The sequence below is a fragment of the Salinispira pacifica genome (assembly GCF_000507245.1).
Lineage (GTDB): Bacteria > Spirochaetota > Spirochaetia > DSM-27196 > Salinispiraceae > Salinispira > Salinispira pacifica.
The window spans coordinates 3,206,178-3,221,880 of the sequence record NC_023035.1; the positions used below are offsets into that span (position 1 = coordinate 3,206,178).

General features: G+C 52.0%; 13 protein-coding genes, 1 tRNA gene and 1 pseudogene. 7 read left to right on the forward strand and 8 right to left on the reverse strand.

All coding sequences use genetic code 11. From position 1 onward, the window contains the following. The first annotated feature begins 97 nt into the window (after window positions 1-97). Window positions 98-1,477, forward strand: coding sequence for a CBS domain-containing protein (locus L21SP2_RS14005; RefSeq protein WP_053335711.1), 1,380 nt, complete (start codon window positions 98-100; stop codon window positions 1,475-1,477). Window positions 1,478-1,516: 39 nt separating this feature from the next. On the opposite strand, the gene L21SP2_RS14010 is transcribed toward L21SP2_RS14005, so the two are convergent. After that, window positions 1,517-3,310, reverse strand: a complete 1,794-nt coding sequence (locus L21SP2_RS14010; RefSeq protein ID WP_024269225.1) for an aminopeptidase family protein P — start codon at window positions 3,308-3,310, stop codon at window positions 1,517-1,519. A 250-nt stretch (window positions 3,311-3,560) separates the two neighbouring features. On the opposite strand from L21SP2_RS14010, the gene L21SP2_RS14015 reads away from it, so the two are divergent. Beyond that, complete coding sequence (locus L21SP2_RS14015; protein WP_024269226.1) at window positions 3,561-4,256, forward strand: HAD family hydrolase; 696 nt, start codon at window positions 3,561-3,563, stop codon at window positions 4,254-4,256. Here the strand turns inward: L21SP2_RS14015 and L21SP2_RS19295 are convergent. Then, window positions 4,242-5,401: pseudogene (locus L21SP2_RS19295) on the reverse strand (aldose epimerase family protein). The gene L21SP2_RS14015 and the pseudogene L21SP2_RS19295 overlap by 15 nt on opposite strands. 116 nt (window positions 5,402-5,517) lie before the next feature. Continuing rightward, complete coding sequence (locus tag L21SP2_RS14025) at window positions 5,518-6,531, reverse strand: dihydroorotate dehydrogenase-like protein (protein WP_024269229.1); 1,014 nt, start codon at window positions 6,529-6,531, stop codon at window positions 5,518-5,520. Window positions 6,532-6,656: 125 nt separating this feature from the next. On the opposite strand from L21SP2_RS14025, the gene L21SP2_RS14030 reads away from it, so the two are divergent. Beyond that, on the forward strand, window positions 6,657-7,517 hold the full coding sequence (locus tag L21SP2_RS14030) for an ATP-binding cassette domain-containing protein (RefSeq protein ID WP_024269230.1): 861 nt from the start codon (window positions 6,657-6,659) through the stop codon (window positions 7,515-7,517). A gap of 120 nt (window positions 7,518-7,637) precedes the next feature. Here L21SP2_RS14030 and L21SP2_RS14035 read toward each other — a convergent pair whose 3' ends face one another. Beyond that, entirely contained in the window at window positions 7,638-8,972 is a 1,335-nt protein-coding gene (locus L21SP2_RS14035; RefSeq protein WP_024269231.1) for an MFS transporter, read from the reverse strand. 40 nt (window positions 8,973-9,012) lie between these two features. Here L21SP2_RS14035 and L21SP2_RS14040 point away from each other — a divergent pair, with 40 nt between their 5' ends. Both L21SP2_RS14040 and L21SP2_RS14045 read left to right on the forward strand, forming a co-directional pair. After that, window positions 9,013-10,029 (forward strand): hypothetical protein, encoded by a 1,017-nt coding sequence (locus L21SP2_RS14040; protein ID WP_024269232.1) that lies wholly within the window; start codon window positions 9,013-9,015, stop codon window positions 10,027-10,029. 281 nt (window positions 10,030-10,310) lie between these two features. Continuing rightward, window positions 10,311-10,384, forward strand: a tRNA-Pro gene (locus L21SP2_RS14045). Window positions 10,385-11,545: 1,161 nt separating this feature from the next. On the opposite strand, the gene L21SP2_RS14050 is transcribed toward L21SP2_RS14045, so the two are convergent. Together L21SP2_RS14050 and L21SP2_RS14055 are read right to left on the reverse strand one after the other, a co-directional pair. After that, window positions 11,546-12,202 (reverse strand): hypothetical protein, encoded by a 657-nt coding sequence (locus tag L21SP2_RS14050; RefSeq protein ID WP_024269237.1) that lies wholly within the window; start codon window positions 12,200-12,202, stop codon window positions 11,546-11,548. 174 nt (window positions 12,203-12,376) lie between these two features. Further along, a complete protein-coding gene (locus L21SP2_RS14055; protein ID WP_024269238.1) occupies window positions 12,377-12,709 on the reverse strand; it encodes a hypothetical protein in 333 nt (110 codons plus the stop codon). A 155-nt stretch (window positions 12,710-12,864) separates the two neighbouring features. Here L21SP2_RS14055 and L21SP2_RS17580 point away from each other — a divergent pair, with 155 nt between their 5' ends. Together L21SP2_RS17580 and L21SP2_RS18700 are read left to right on the forward strand one after the other, a co-directional pair. After that, a complete protein-coding gene (locus tag L21SP2_RS17580; RefSeq protein ID WP_024269239.1) occupies window positions 12,865-13,581 on the forward strand; it encodes a DsbA family protein in 717 nt (238 codons plus the stop codon). 66 nt (window positions 13,582-13,647) lie between these two features. Then, window positions 13,648-14,256, forward strand: a complete 609-nt coding sequence (locus L21SP2_RS18700; protein WP_024269240.1) for a hypothetical protein — start codon at window positions 13,648-13,650, stop codon at window positions 14,254-14,256. A 22-nt stretch (window positions 14,257-14,278) separates the two neighbouring features. On the opposite strand, the gene L21SP2_RS14070 is transcribed toward L21SP2_RS18700, so the two are convergent. Further along, window positions 14,279-15,196: an alpha/beta hydrolase fold domain-containing protein gene (locus L21SP2_RS14070; RefSeq protein WP_024269241.1), complete on the reverse strand. Its 918-nt coding sequence runs from the start codon at window positions 15,194-15,196 to the stop codon at window positions 14,279-14,281. A gap of 24 nt (window positions 15,197-15,220) precedes the next feature. Continuing rightward, window positions 15,221-15,664, reverse strand: a complete 444-nt coding sequence (locus tag L21SP2_RS14075; protein ID WP_024269242.1) for a GNAT family N-acetyltransferase — start codon at window positions 15,662-15,664, stop codon at window positions 15,221-15,223. Window positions 15,665-15,703 lie beyond the last annotated feature (39 nt).

Genomic DNA, 15,703 nt, shown 5'->3' on the forward strand with positions numbered 1-15,703 from the left:
TGGTAAAAATCCTTTGGGTGGTCAAGAAAGCTTCTTCAGCGGCGGCGGGCATATGTGCATAGCCCTGCCCCTGGATTCCGGTGCAGCCCGGGGATGAATGGAAAAACGTTCTGGACATACCGGCGGGAACGTTGCAGACTTATACATTATGGGTGAAAAAATCATGTTCGGTCACAGCAATATGGACCTGGACTGCTTTGGAAGTCTCAGCATGGCCCGGTATCTGTATCCCGGTCACCTGATGGTCAGAAGCGGCCGGATCCATCCTGTGGCCAAGAATCTGTATACCGTCTACCGGGATCATCTGGAGATGATTACTGCAAAAGAGCTGAAAAAGCACAGCATCGATGAGGTGGTGATAATGGACACCCGGCAGTACGACAGGGTTAAGGAGTACTTCCGGTTCATTCCCGACTTCAGTGGAAAAATCACCGTGTACGATCATCATTGCGAAACGGATTGCGATATTCCCGGTGCCAGCGTCTACGACGGCGATTTCGGAGCCAACACCTCCATGCTGTGCATGGAACTGCTGAAGCGCGACATCCATGTTGATGAGAACGACGCAACCATCGCTCTGGCGGGAATCTATGCGGACACCGGAAACTTTTCCCACGGCAACGTTACCGGCAGGGATTTTCAGGCCGCCCAGTATCTCATGGAACACGGTGCCTCGCTGAATGCCGTGGGAAAACTTCTTTCCAAGCTGAGAGAAGAACACCAGGTGAGCTTGTTTCACCGCCTGCTGAACACCATTCAGTTCCACAATATCCAGGGATATTCCATCATCACCAGCTGGATGAAACTGGAGGGCCAGATGGCGGGGCTTGCCGCGGTAATTGAGCGGATTTTTGAAGTTGAGGACGCAGATGCCTACATTGCCGTTTTCGAGCTTGAAAAAGAGGGTTCCCATCTGCTCATCGGGCGGGCGGGAAATCCCCGTATCGATCTGAATATTATTATGAACAGCTTCGGCGGAGCAGGCCATCCCCAGGCTGCCAGCGCATTAATCAAGAACTCATCGGGATTTCCCATATACGCACACCTGTTGAACATGCTGGAACAGCGGCTGAAGCACGCTCTTACCAGCATGGAGCTGATGCGGGAGGCGGTGACTATTTCCCGGAAGATGACACTCCTGGATTCGGCCCTGCGACTTGAAGAGAGCGGCAATTCCGGGGCGCCGGTGGTGGATGAAGACGAACGTCTGGTGGGGATGATCACCCTCAGGGACATCCAAAAAGGACGAAAAGCCGGACAGATGAACGCACCGGTCCATGCATATATGACCAGAAATGTGATTCACGCCGACAGAAACACCACCATCCGGGAGATCGAGCAGATGTTTTACCGCCACGATATCGGTCACCTTCCTATCCTCGAAGATGAAAAGGTGGTGGGTCAGGTTACACGGTCGGACTATATCAAATTCCTGCAGAACAACGGTGATTTCCGGGAAATCATTCCGCAGGAATAAATCAGCCGCCAGCTTTCCATCGGCTTGGTCCCCAGGTCATTACTCTCTGCGCTGAAGCTTCCGGGTCTTATGCTGGAGCCAGATGCGCTGCTCCTGTTCCAGATGGGGGGAAAGATTTCTCCATACCATGTCGTGATAATCATTCAGCCAGGATATTTCCTCATCGTTCAGAAGGTCCCGCTCTATGAGGCTCAGTTCAATGGGACAGAGAGTGAGATCCTCAAAACAGAGAAATCCGGAATAGGATTCATGAGGTCCCACCGCAACAAGGTTTTCAATGCGGATACCGTAGGCGCCTTCAAGATAGTAGCCGGGTTCATTGGAGCAGATCATGCCCGGCTGCAGAGGTGTTGAAATCAGACGGGGGCTGATGCTCTGGGGGCCTTCGTGGACGTTCAGCGCAAATCCCACACCATGTCCGGTTCCGTGGCCGTAGTTCAAACCGTTCTGCCACAGGGGGCGGCGGGCCAGACTGTCCAGCTGTATTCCAGGGGTGCCTTCGGGAAACACTGCCGATGCAAGATTAATGTGACCTTTCAGCACCAGCGTAAAATGATGTTTGGCTTCACGGTCCACATCATGAACGGCAACCGTACGGGTAATATCCGTTGTTCCGTCCAGGTACTGTCCGCCGCTGTCAATAAGCAGCAGTCCGTTCCCCTGAATGGGGCTTGAGCTGTTTTCATCCACAGAATAATGAACAACGGCACCATGATCGTTGAAGCCTACTATGGAACGGAAGCTGTCTCCCACATAGTTCTTCTGTGTGCTGCGGAATTCTGTGATCTTCCGGGAAACAGCCAGCTCATCCAGAGACGAACCGTCCTTCAGCTCATGTTCCAGCCAGTAGAGGAAGTTCACCATTGCCACGCCGTCCCGTATCATCACATTCCGGGTTGATTCAATTTCTTTCGGATTTTTACATGCCTTCCAGCTCCGCACAGGGGACGGCAGTTTGACCAGCCTGTCACCCAGGATGGACGCCGTCTCCATGTTGAGAGTCAAAGGATCCGCAGCAACCTGCCCTTCCGATGATGTGAGCAGCTTCCCGATATCCTGATACCCGTGAATATGCACGTTGTCCGCTTCCAGCTCTCTTCGCAAATCCGGGGAAATATTCTCAGCGTGAGTGCAGAGATGCAGAACCGGGCCCCGGGTTTCCAGCAGTGCATATGCGTAAAAAACCGGGTTGAACTCAACATCCCGTCCCCGAAGCTGAAGCAGCCAGGCAATTTCATCCAGGGCGGTGATCAGGATGCGCTCATAGCCCCTGGAATCGGCGAACTCCCTGAGCCGGGTAATCCGGTCGTTCCGGGTCTCTCCGCTGAACGTGGAGTCATGGGCGTAAATTTCCTCCGCCGGGAGGCCGGGCCGGTTCTCCCAGATGGTATCCAGAAAATCCGGAGCCGCTTCAAGGGAGATGTCTCCGTTAGCAAGCTCACTCTGCATGGACTCGAAGCTTTTCAGAGCGAAGGAATCTGCGGCAACCAGAACCCGGGCTCCTTCCTGCTTGCCCTTCATTTGCATAAGCCACTGTTCAATGGACGGAGTTTCCGGCAATCCCTGTTTCATAAGGGCAATGCCGCTGTTCTTCAGAACCCGGCCGGCTTCCAGAAAGTAGCGGGAATCGGTCCAGAGTGCCGCATCCTTCTGTGTTACCGCCACCGTACCTGCCGATCCTTCAAAAGCGCTGATCCAGGAACGGCCCCGCCACCGTTCTGCCACATACTCTGACATATGGGGGTCGGTTGACGGAATTACTGCTGCGAAAGCATTCTGCTTTTTCAGATACTCCTGCAACAGGTGTATGCGTTCGGAGGGTTTTGACGACATATAAACTCCTGGTAGATCTTCGTTTTTTTAATGCTCCCGGTGCAATGTTCCGGAAGATTCCCCCGGAGCCAGGTTCTCATAGGAACTGAACAGCCATATACCCCGGGGAGTAAGAGAAATATACTAACATAGTTTTTGACCTTCCACCATCATGGGGGCTGCAGCAGAGCCGATATGCCCTTTCCGGGTCTTGAGAAAAACCCCGCACCCCGATAGACTCCCGGGCATCAATTTTGCAGGGGGCTCTTCAGTGACACAGGGCAAACATGGGGTAATTTTTGATCTGGACGGTACGATTCTCTATACTCTGGAAGATATCCGCAGATCCCTGAATCATAGTTTAATCACCCACGGGCTGCAGGAGATGGATCTGGTGACGGTTCGGCGGCTGGTGGGCCATGGGCTTATTCAGCTTGCTCACGATGCCGTTGAAGAGCATGCCCCGGAACTGGACGCTGCCCGCCGCAGTGAACTGGGGGAAGCCATTGCAGACGAACTCCGGGAACATTACCGCAAAGATCCCCTGGGAGTAAGCGCCTCCTACCCCGGCATTCCCGGGCTGCTGAAAGAGCTGAGAGAACGGGGCCTCCTTCTGGGGGTGCTGAGCAATAAAGATGACGTGCTCGTTCAGCAGATTACCGACGAACTGTTTCCCGGAACCTTTCATGCCGTTGCCGGCCGAAAGGATCACATACCCCGAAAGCCCGATCCCCGGGGCCTTGAGCTCATTGCGCAGCAGCTTGGGCTCGGGATGAGCCGAATTCTCTATGTTGGAGACTCGGAGGTGGATTACCGCACGGCTGCGAACGCAGGGGTGCCCTTCGCCGCCGTGGGCTGGGGATACCGGGATGCGGAACTGCTGCAGTCATTGTCCCCGGACTATTTCACCCCGGACAGCGGAGAGCTGAAATCGGTAATTTTCCGCCATTTTTCATCCACGGTCTGAAACCTGGCTGAAACGGTGCACCGTAAGATGTTCATACACCTCCCCGGGACGGAGAACGGTGGAAGGAAATGATGGCTGGTTGGGGGCATCGGGGAAATGCTGAGTCTCAAGACAGACGGCTCCATGCCTGGAGAAATGCTTCCCGTCCCGGCCCGCTTCGATATCCAGGAAATTTCCCGTATACACCTGAATACCGGGATAGCTGGTGTACACTTCCATGCTGCGGCTGCCGGGAATCTCAAGACGGGCACCCAGCCGGGGACCCAGATGCTCCACAAGGGCGTCCAGAGCCCCTCCATGCCCCGGCGGAGTAAGCTCCGACGAACTTTCATCCACCACATAGCAATGATCAATTCCATTGGGCAATGAAGCCTCAACCGGAACGCCTTCGATTCCCGGGCGGGGGCACATCACTTCCCGAAGCATCCGTGGGGAGGTGAAATCCATGGCACCTCTCCCGCAGTCCGGCGGCAGTATCGTGCCGTTGGGTATTGCCCGGGAGTCCACGTCCACGTACCCGGAAGCATGGAGCTGAAGCCTGTGGTCGTACACCGCTCCTGATGACTCTCCGCTCAGGTTCCAATAGGCGTGATTGGTGAGGTTTACTACAGTGGGTCGGTCGCTTCCCCCCGGTAATAGATATACAGATAGCCGTCTTCGCTGAGATAATATTCAACACGCACCTTCAGATTTCCCGGGTAGCCCCCCTCCATATGGGGAGATTCAAGTTCGAAGCCCACCCCGGCAACGGCTTCCGATTCACAATCAAGGATTTCACCCTTCCATGCCCTGTGAGAAAACCCCGCATTGCCTCCATGAAGACTGTTATCCCCGTCATTTTTCTGGAGAGTAAACCTCTCACCATCAAGAATAAACTCTCCGTTATGGATGCGGTTGGCATAGCGTCCGCAGGTTGCACCAAGGTAGGCATCCTGCCTCCGATAACCCTGAAGGTCATCCATCCCCAGACAGACCTGTGTGCCCTCCCACCGCACTGAGGAAATTGCCGCACCGTAGTCAATCAGACTCACGGAGTCCGGTATTCCCCGGCGGGCTCTCATTGTCCACCGGGTAATTTCCCGGCCGTTTTCCAGTATTCCAAAAGGTTCTTTTTCTACAGTCATTTCAGCTCCGGATTCAGGCATTCATTTCCTCGAATCGCCAGATTCGAATAGACAGAATAGAGGAAAAAAAACCGCCGGGGAATACCGGCGGTTCAATGCGTAGAGAGTTTTTCCCGGGCTTATTGCCCGGTATGGACTCAGATTACGTTGGGACGCTCAATATAGTCGTTGCTGCGAAGAAGCATGCGGACATACTGAACTCTGCGGTACGCCATCTTGTCTTCGTTTTGGGATTCGGAAAGTTTGGCTCTGAAATCCTTAATACCTTTATACCCTTTCGTATCCATCCACTTTTCAATTCCATTCAGAATATCGCCGATCTTTTTCAGCTTGTTCTTGTAGAGAGTGCTCACCACCTGAAAGCTGCTCGCTCCGGCCAGAAGCATGGCAATGGCGTCTTCCGCTTCATGAATACCGTTGGAGGCACAAATATCTGCGGAAACCTTATCCGCCATCATCCCCACAAAACGGAGAGGCAGACCGGCATCCTGGGGAGTGGAAAGGTTCCATGGGTAGCTGCTGCTTTCGTTTTCAACATCGATCGCCGGGTGAAAGAACCGGTTAAAAAGAACCAGACCGTCTGCACCTGCATCCGCAAGTTTGGATATAAACTGATACGGGCTGGTGTAATAAGGGCTCAGTTTAATGGATACGGGAATTTTCACCGCCTTCTTCACCGCTTTTATGGCTTCAATCTGGCCCGCTTCAATATCAGCGGCGGCTTCGGTACGGTCACCGGGAATGGCGAAAAAGTTCAGTTCCAAACCGTCCACACCGGTGTCCTGAAGCTGCTTGGCCCATTCCGACCAGGTTGCGGTATTTATGGCGTTGAGACTGGCAATGACCGGGATCTTCACCGCCTCCTTGGCCCGCTGAGTCCACATGAGATGCTCATCCGGACCGGCATGCTCAACCTCGGGAAAAATGCTGTGCATTTCCGCGTGCCAGTTATCGTACATATGCAGATCCTGGTCGTGGTTATGGCTCTTGTACTGAATCTGCTCTTCAAACAGACTCTTGATAATTAATGCGCCGGCTCCGTTATCTTCGATCTTCCGGATGGCATCCATATTTGATGTCAGGCTGCAGGCACCGACAATCAGGGGGTTTTTCAGGTCCATCCCCATATAGCTGCTTTGCAATTTGGACATAATGACTCCTTGGTTAATGGTACATAGGTATTCTAGGGGCTGCCGGGGCAGAAGTCAATGAAGTAATCAACAGCTCACGACCTCCTGCATATTGAACTCCCGGGCCGGCATGAGTACTATGCCCCATGGACATGGAAAATGCGATTATTTCACTGAAAGATGTAAGTTTTTTTTATATTGATGCTGACGCACCGGAGAATCCGAAGGAACTGACAGAAGATGACATTCACTTTGTCTTCAGAAATCTGGATCTGGATCTCCCCGCTGGCGTCCTCAGCATTATCGGCGAGAATGGAATCGGGAAAAGCACCCTCATGCTTCTGGCAGCCGCCCGCCGCTTCCCCGTTCAGGGCTCAATAGAGATCCTCGGACGGAACACCGAAAAATTCCGGAAAGCGGCCCAGGATCCCGCCATTGAAGCCGAGCGGAACGCCCTGGTTTCCGTGGTGTATCAGAATATGGAGTTTGAAACCGAAGACAATCTGGGCACCGTGCTGGAACAGGTATTTGACCAGGGCATCCACACATCCAAAACCGACTGGATTCTGGAAGAAAGCAGCCGCGCCCTCCACCTGGAACAGGTGAAGAACAGAAAATTCCAGGAGCTGTCCAAGGGTGAAATGCAGCGGGCTCTTATCGCCATATCAATGGCATACGGATCGGCAATCACGGTATTGGATGAACCGGTTTTCGCCATGGAGGAGAAGCAGAAGGAGGAGTCCCTTGCCTTCCTTCAGGATTACGCCCACCGGACAGAGCGGAGCGTCCTTTTCTCCGCTCACAACATTCATCTGTGCCGGGATTATGCAGACAACACTCTTCTCATGCGGAAAGACGGCGATTTTGTGCTGGGGGATTCCAAGGCAGTATGCTCAAAGGAAGAGCTTGAGGCCGCCTACCAGGTACCCATGGAATATCTGCACAGGAAAGAAGCCCTCTACCGGGATCTTCTCATTAAAGGTGACGAAACCCGCCGCAGCAACTGAGCCAAACCGGTTCCGGGCGGTACAACTGCCGCCGCCGGACCATGCTGCTCCGGTGTGCAGTGGCGAGCCCCCCCGCCGGGCTGGGACGGGTCGCAGAAGACTCAAAGCCGGCGCCCCGGCTCAGCGTCCCCGGCTGCGGAGTCTCAGGCTGAACAGTTCGCTCAAAGACCTGCGAAAGCTCAAGGCGCCCAGCCGCTCCATTCTGGCGGCAAGGAAAAAAGCCAGAACCAGAATCGCCAGCACTCCTGCAAACAGATACACATGACTCATCCGACCCTCCACACCCAGGGGACCCTGAAGAAGGTCCAGAAACATTCCCGCCAGGCTTGCCCCGGCTACTCCGGAGGCACCTACTGTGAGAAAATACACAATTCCGAAACTCAGCTGCTGCTGGGGCTGAAGGAGTGAGAAAAAGTAGGTCTGGGCGGTATTGTCGGCACCGTTCCAGCCCATCATGGCAATGAAAAACAGGAGCAGCAGAAACACCCAGCTCAGCGCACCTGCGGTGAGAGGGACAAGTACAATTGCAAGTGCTCCTGCCGCCATCAGAAGTATCCAGATCATCATGAAGGGCTTCGCACCAACACGGTCGATAAATTTCCTGCTGATCACTCCCATGGCAATGGCGCCCAGACTGCCGGCAACCGTGAGAAAAAGCACTCGGTTATCGGAAAACTGATACACATCTTTTGCATATACCAGCAGGAAGGGCTTCACTATTCCCAGGGAGAAGCCCACCACCGGGAGTGTGGCAAAGTACTTCCGGAATTTCCGCTCCTTCCAGATATCCCGGAAACTTTGCTTCAGCCCCTGATCGCTGTGTCCTTCGGGCCTCCGGATTTCCGGAATCCGGGAAAGGGAGTACACTCCGGCGTAGCCCAGCACAATTCCCGCGGCGAAGGAAATAAGATATTTCATCAGCGGAGCATCATCCCCCAGAAACAGCGCTACAATGAGCACGCCGAACAGAATGGATATGTTGGAAAGAATCCGGGAAAGAGACAAAAACCGCCCTCTGTCACCGCCGTGGGACAATTCGGTAAGGAGGGGTGAAAGACTCACCATCCCAGAACCCCGTATCATCTGAAAACCAAAATATGAGCCCACAACAATGATAAGCGCCAGGGTATTGGCATCAGCCACGCCGGACAAGGCAATAAACGGTGCAAGAAGGAGCGGACTGATGGCAAGGTAGCGAACCATCCAGGCCATATGAAAACCCTTCACGATCCCCAGTCTTCTGGATAGCAGTCGGCCCACCGGCATGATAAGATAGGAAGCATGGAAGAATGAAGACACCACTCCCACAACGGTCTTGCTGGCACCCAGGCGGATGATAAACAGGATAATCACGTTTCCCGCCAGGAACTGGAAGGAGAAGGTGTTGATGATGGAGAATATGAGCCACCAGCGTCTGCCGGTGGTTTGCTCTTCCGGGCTGTAATGTCCGCTCATTCGACTTAGCCTAATATCTGCAGGGAGGCTTGTCCAGAGGATGGGAATACTGGTGGAGAAAGTTCGCAGCGGCGAAATACGCAGCAGAAGCGGGCTGGAGGCGGCATTCAGACAGCTGAGCAAACGCTATCACCCCGATACATCGGGCTTGGATCACCGCTACTTCGTTTCCATCTGCATGGACCGGGACGACGCCATCATATTGCTGGAAGAGTATGCCGCCGGCTCTGTTCCCGGTGAACAGGATTCCCCCAAAGCTGATACGGATTTCTGGTATCTGTATTATCTATACAGCTCAAGAATGCAGTATCAGCATAAAGACAGGGACGGCTCTGCCCGGTTAACATCCGAACTTATTGCATCAGCAGGATCAGTATCTGATGAATTTATGGCGGGGATATTCATTTACACTAAGCATCACTCCACAACGAACTATGCAGATATGTACAGCATACCAACCTGTCAGCAGATCCATATGGGTATGGCCAATTTTCTTGAATGGAAGGAGCGGTCCTCCGGCGATACCCCTGCACATATTATTCGGCGGTCTTACAATATTGCCCGCACCATGCTGAGTGAAGCGGAAGAACGGCTGGGGAAACCGGCGGGTGAGGACTATCTGCATATGTATCCCCTGATCAGGCTTGCTCTCCTGGATTTATCCCGGGGACAAATATCCAACTCAAGGCCGCCTGTCCCGGAAGATTTATACCGTCCGCTGTATACCCTGGCGTGCCGCCTCCATGAAGAGTGGAACCCTGACGCCATACCGCCGGATTCCTCCAAGGAACCGCTGAGGCAACGGGCGGAATGGATTCGCAAGGCGTTAATACACCTGGGGCTGGTGGAGAAACAGTATGCGTATATTCGTGCTGTATTCTCCCCCGACACAATGAGGGAGATTCGCCGGTTTAAAGGAGCCGAAGGCGAGATAGCCGTTCCGGAATACTACGGGGAACTTCTTTCCAGGCATAAAAAGATTCTTGTGGAGATTCAGGAAATGAGCCTACAGCGCCAGAGGCTTTTGGAGAGATTAACCCGGAGCCGGCATAGGTGATGCATTGATAGTGCACAGAAGCTTGTGAAAAATAATGATTTTTCACAGGGAAGCGGAAACCTCCCCTCCAGGTAGTGCGGCGTAAAATTTGACGCCGCCATATCTGGAACCGATTTCCCGGATTTTTTTGTTTTACAAGCTTCTGTGCACTGGTTACGATTTTTCTCCACCCATCCTTGACGAAACCGTGAATTTTCTTATAATGATCCACTCAATAACGGACGGAATCTGATTCCGTTCGCTGAATGCATTTGCGCACTGCGCTTCTGCCATTCAGAAAACGGGCTGTAGCGCAGTGGTTTAGCGTACTTGTCTGGGGGACAAGGGGTCGCCGGTTCAAATCCGGCCAGCCCGATTATACAAAAAGGCCGATCCTTCGGGGTCGGCCTTTTTGTATATATTGAATGAATCCGGATTTGAAGCCCTGAACCGGCGCGAAAACCTGGAGCGCTGAGGCCTCTGGATGAGGCCGAAAGGTGAAGGGACGGGTCGAAGGGAGCCTGCTGGATGCAGGCGACTGGAGACCAAATCCGGCCAGCCCGATTATACAAAAGCCGATCCTCAGGGGTCGGCCTTTTTTGTATATATTGAATGAATCCGGATTTGAAGCCCTGAACCGGCGCGAAAACCTGGAGCGCTGAGGCCTCTGGATGAGGCCGAAAGGTGAAGGGACGGGTCGAAGGGAGCCTGCTGGATGCAGGCGACTGGAGACCAAATCCGGCCAGCCCGATTATACAAAAAGGCCGATCCTTCGAGGTCGGCCTTTTTTGGTATATATTGAATGAATCCGGATTTAAAGCCCTGAACCGGCGCGAAAACCTGGAGCGCTGAGGCCTCTGGATGAGGCCGAAAGGTGAAGGGACGGGTCGAAGGGAGCCTGCTGGATGCAGGCGACTGGAGACCAAATCCGGCCAGCCCGATTATACAAAAAGGCCGATCCTTCGGGGTCGGCCTTTTTTGTATATATTGAATGAATCCGGATTTGAAGCCCTGAACCGGCGCGAAAACCTGGAGCGCTGAGGCCTCTGGATGAGGCCGAAAGGTGAAGGGACGGGTCGAAGGGAGCCTGCTGGATGCAGGCGACTGGAGACCAAATCCGGCCAGCCCGATTATACAAAAAGGCCGATCCTTCGGGGTCGGCCTTTTTTGGTATATATTGAATGAATCCGGATTTGAAGCCCTGAACCGGCGCGAAAACCTGGAGCGCTGAGGCCTCCGGATGAGGCCGAAAGGTGAAGGGACGGGTCGAAGGGAGCCTGCTGGATGCAGGCGACTGGAGACCAAATCCGGCCAGCCCGAGATCTATGCAAAAACGGAATCCGGTTGGATTCCGTTTTTTATTGGTAGATCCGCCGGTTATCGCACTCCGCGATAATCCGGCCAGCCCGATTATACAAAAAAGGCCGATCCTTCGGGGTCGGCCTTTTTTGTATATATTGAATGAATCCGGATTTGAAGCGAACCCTCGGCGCGACCGCAGAGGGATTCGTTTGGCGAAATGATCTCAATTGAGTCTTCAGCGCTGCATGAGGTTTCGCTGAACATCAGCAGCAGGAGCTTGTATTGAGTAAAAGCCGCTTACAGTTTCTGCAAGTCCGTCGCTTTCCTCGTAAACCCGGGCTTCATTTTCACCTATCAGAACACCGCTTGGATCGGCGTCTTTCTCAGTAAGGATAAATGCAAACTGAAAATCCTCAATTCCCGATGAGGTGTAGGTTCCGCTGTACACGTAGGCGGAGGTGTAATCAATCCCGGATGCTGTTCCTTCCTGCTCTATATACACGCTGAACTGGTTATTCTCTCCGAAAATATACGCTCCTTCACCGGATGCGGAATCTGTTTGGTATAAGTTTTCATAATCGATGAGGAGTTCATTATCTGTCTGTCCGTAGAACCGGAATATGTAATCCAGGTTCTGTGGGAATTGCTCGGTAGTATCGCCGATTGCGTCAAGGTCAGTTCCCCGATAGTACCCTTCGATATCCGGAGGATTTTCACCGGAATTGAAAGTCATCCCCAATTCATCAAGAATATCGAGCTGATCATCATTGAGAATCCTTCCCACAACCCTCTCTTCCTGACTTCCGAATAAGCCAAGGATCATGTCGCAGGAAGTGAGGCTGAATACAAACGGCAGAACGACAACAATTAATATGCGTCCAGGATATTTCATATACCCGCTCCTTTTCCCGAATTACTGATGCTACAAAGGTGGGTAATGCCGTCCGGTAGTAATGATGTAAATATTATAAGTATTATCAGAATACCCTGCAATGGAGATGATAAAAAAAGAGGATGTTAAATAGAATTTAACATCCCCTCAAAGCGGCTTCAATCGATGACTACCTTAATTGGCGTTCCAGGTTCCCCCGATTGCTTCGCAGGCGGTTTCAGCAGTTGAAGCATCACCGATTTCTTCATAATACGTAGCCGAGAAGGATTCACCTTCAATAGTTGTGTAGTCTTCGCAGGTACCGAGTGCACCTTCAGTGGGGCAGGGACCTTCACTGTATCCTGCAGCTTCTGCAGCATCCTGAACATCTTTATCACTGGTTGTAATTTCCACACAAACCCCGAAGGACTCAAAGCTGTATGTTTTCTGTCCACCGAACAGACTACATCCGCTTACAATCACTGCCAGCAGAACAACCATTGTAACGAGAAAAAGACCTTTGCGCATACACGCCTCCTAATAGTATCTTCCTATATTCTATGAGCCTGCAAATTCAAAGTAAAGGAATCAAACCGCCTTTTTTGATTTTTTCGGACATTTATTTGTTTAGTTATTTTATATGATATTGATGGGACTTAGCTAAAAACGATAGAATAGTATTCATGAAAAACACAGTGACTCAAAAAACCATAAATATTGTACTTCTGATAATGATTGCAGGAATCGCAATCTCCCTGATCTTCATGCAGCTTAGCATAAACCGTCGGATCGATGAGTTGGGGACAGCGGTAATACGTCTGATTCAGACCCAGTCCGATGAAGGGGCAAGGACAGGTCAGTCGGCGGAAACCGCCCCCCGAATGAATATCGGAGATTTGAAAGATTACAGCTACCTGGGAAGCCAAACAGCCGATGTTGAGATGATTCTGGTTCTGGATTTTCAGTGCACGTTCTGCATTCGGGAGTACCGGGAACTGTTCCCCCGCATTCGGGAAGATCTTGTATCATCCGGTGAGGTGAAAATTTCATACCTTCCCTTTCCCCTGGACAATATCCATGAAAATGCCATTGAGGCCGCTCTGGCAGCATCGGCAGCCGAGGAACAGGATATGTTCTGGGATTTTTTCGATTTCCTGTTTGAAAACATTCAGGAGCTCAGCCGTGAATCCGTCCTCGAACACGCAGCCGGCCTGGGAGCAGATCTGGCACAGTTTGAAGCTCATATGAACAACGAAGCCAATCTTCGGCGTATCAAGGATATCCAGAAAGAATTGTCTGAACAGGGTGTTACCGGAACTCCGTCACTCATCATCAATGACCGGCTTTTTATTGGGTATAAATCATACGGTCAACTGCAGCAGATAATTAACTCCCTGTAATGTGGGAATTTGACAGATTGTTTTCAATCGCCTAGATTGGAGTCAAGATTTTCCGGAGGACTAACAATGAAGAACTCCATGTTGTGTATTCTGCTGTCTTTGCTGGCCGTCGCTCCTGCATTTGCCTTTGACGGATATGTGGATATCACAAACGGGACCAATGTTCCTATGGAAACGCTTTTCGTCAGTCATTCGGATGCGGAAACCTGGGAGGAGAATCTTCTCCCGGGGGATGTTCTTGCCCCGGGTGAAACTATCCGGGTTGATCTTGAGGGCTATCCTGATTCACGTTTCGATATTCGGGCAGAGGATCAGGACGGCCTCATTTACACCCTGTGGCAAGTGGATACCGCTGTAGAAGATGTAATACTCAATTCCCAACACCTGGATTCAGATTCTTTCAGCGGATATGTGGATGTGACAAACCGTACCGGTTCGGATATTCTGCATCTGTACATCAGCCACGAGAATTCCGGCAGCTGGGAGGAAGATGTGCTGGGTTCAGATATGCTTGAAGAGGGAGAGACGGTGCGTGTGGATATCGACGGCTATCCTTCCTCTGTATTTGATATTCACGCCGAGGATGACGCTGGCGGCAGTTACACGGTTTGGAACGTGGATGTTGCCTATGACGATGTCACCATCACAGCAGAGGATCAGGACCAGAATCCCTGAGCATCAGTCTATATAGCGGAAATCAGGACCGATCTGTGTGAGATCCTTCTTCATCATCCCCCGGATCCGTTACCCTGAGGATGAAATACCTGATCATCTCTCTGGCCTGCTGAGCTTCCGGAAGGAGGTCAAAAAGCATCCAGACATGTACCATCTCGGAAAATTCATGATACTCCATTTCCAATCCTTCCCGCTCAGCCTTTTTTCTGAACAGCCTGGCGTCGGGGTTCAGAATGTCACGATCTCCGGTGAGCAGCATGGTTGGAGGCATTCCTTCCAGGGTTTCATGAATAGGACTCACGATAGGATCTGAGGTGCTGAGTTTTCCGGCATATTTCACGGCGTATCCTCGCAAACGTTCTGCATCCAATACAGGATCCGCCTGTGCAAGTTCGTCAATGTCCGGATTATCCATCTGAAGATCCAGCCAGGGGGAAAGTAGCACCATTCCCCGGGGAATGCCCCGTCCTTCACGTATTGCATGGCGGGTCACTCCCAGAGTCAGATTTCCCCCCGATGAATCACCCATGATGATTCCCGGTAATTCCTGGTGGGCGGCGTCAAAAGCAAAGTACACGGGCATGAGATACTCGTACACGTCGCTTACAGTATATTCGGGGGCAAGAGGATAGTCGGGGAGCAGCACGATGCAGTTCAGGGTATCAATGAGATAGCGGATAAAGAGCACATGAAATGGGTGAATACCGTTCACAAAGCCGCCTCCATGAAGGTAGGTCAGCTTCATGACCGGTTGCGCCCGGCGTGAGGAAAGGATAAGCCAGCCATGTGTACCGTTGCTGTGTTCCTTAACCTCATACTTCAGACCGAACAAAACCAAAATTTGCTCGGGACGCTCCCTGTTCCGGGGCTTGTCCAGGAAGCGTTTTAATTGGAGCCGGTCCAATAGGTAATTGATAAATCTGCTTTGAGGACTCGGCATAGAAAACCTGGAAATTCCGGACCGCTACAGCGGTTTGGACATGATTATATTACCATCTTCTTCCAGGCCTGTAGCTTCAAATCCAAGTTTTTCATAGAAGCTTCTGGGCCCGGATTCTTCCCTGGGATATGAGGTGAGAAGCTCACGGGCGTCTGGAAGGCTCTGTACAAAGTCTGCAACCTGTTCCATTGCAAGGGTGCCATACCCCTTCCCCTGATGCTTCCGGTCGATCATCAGTGTTTTAAGAAAATACTGAGCCTTATGGGCATCCAGATGAAGAATCACAAACCCAACAGGATCCCCATTCACGTAAATCGCCCTGAACCAGGACTCCTTGGAAAAATAGGCACGTGCAATGGAGACGGCATTTGATGGTACAAAGGACTTCTGATCATCGGTGACTTCCAGATCCAATACGGCGTCGAGGGTATCTTCGGTAATCTCTTCCAGAGAAACCTGTGGTTTCATATACGTATCTCCTTATGTCATTATAAACGATTGCGGTAC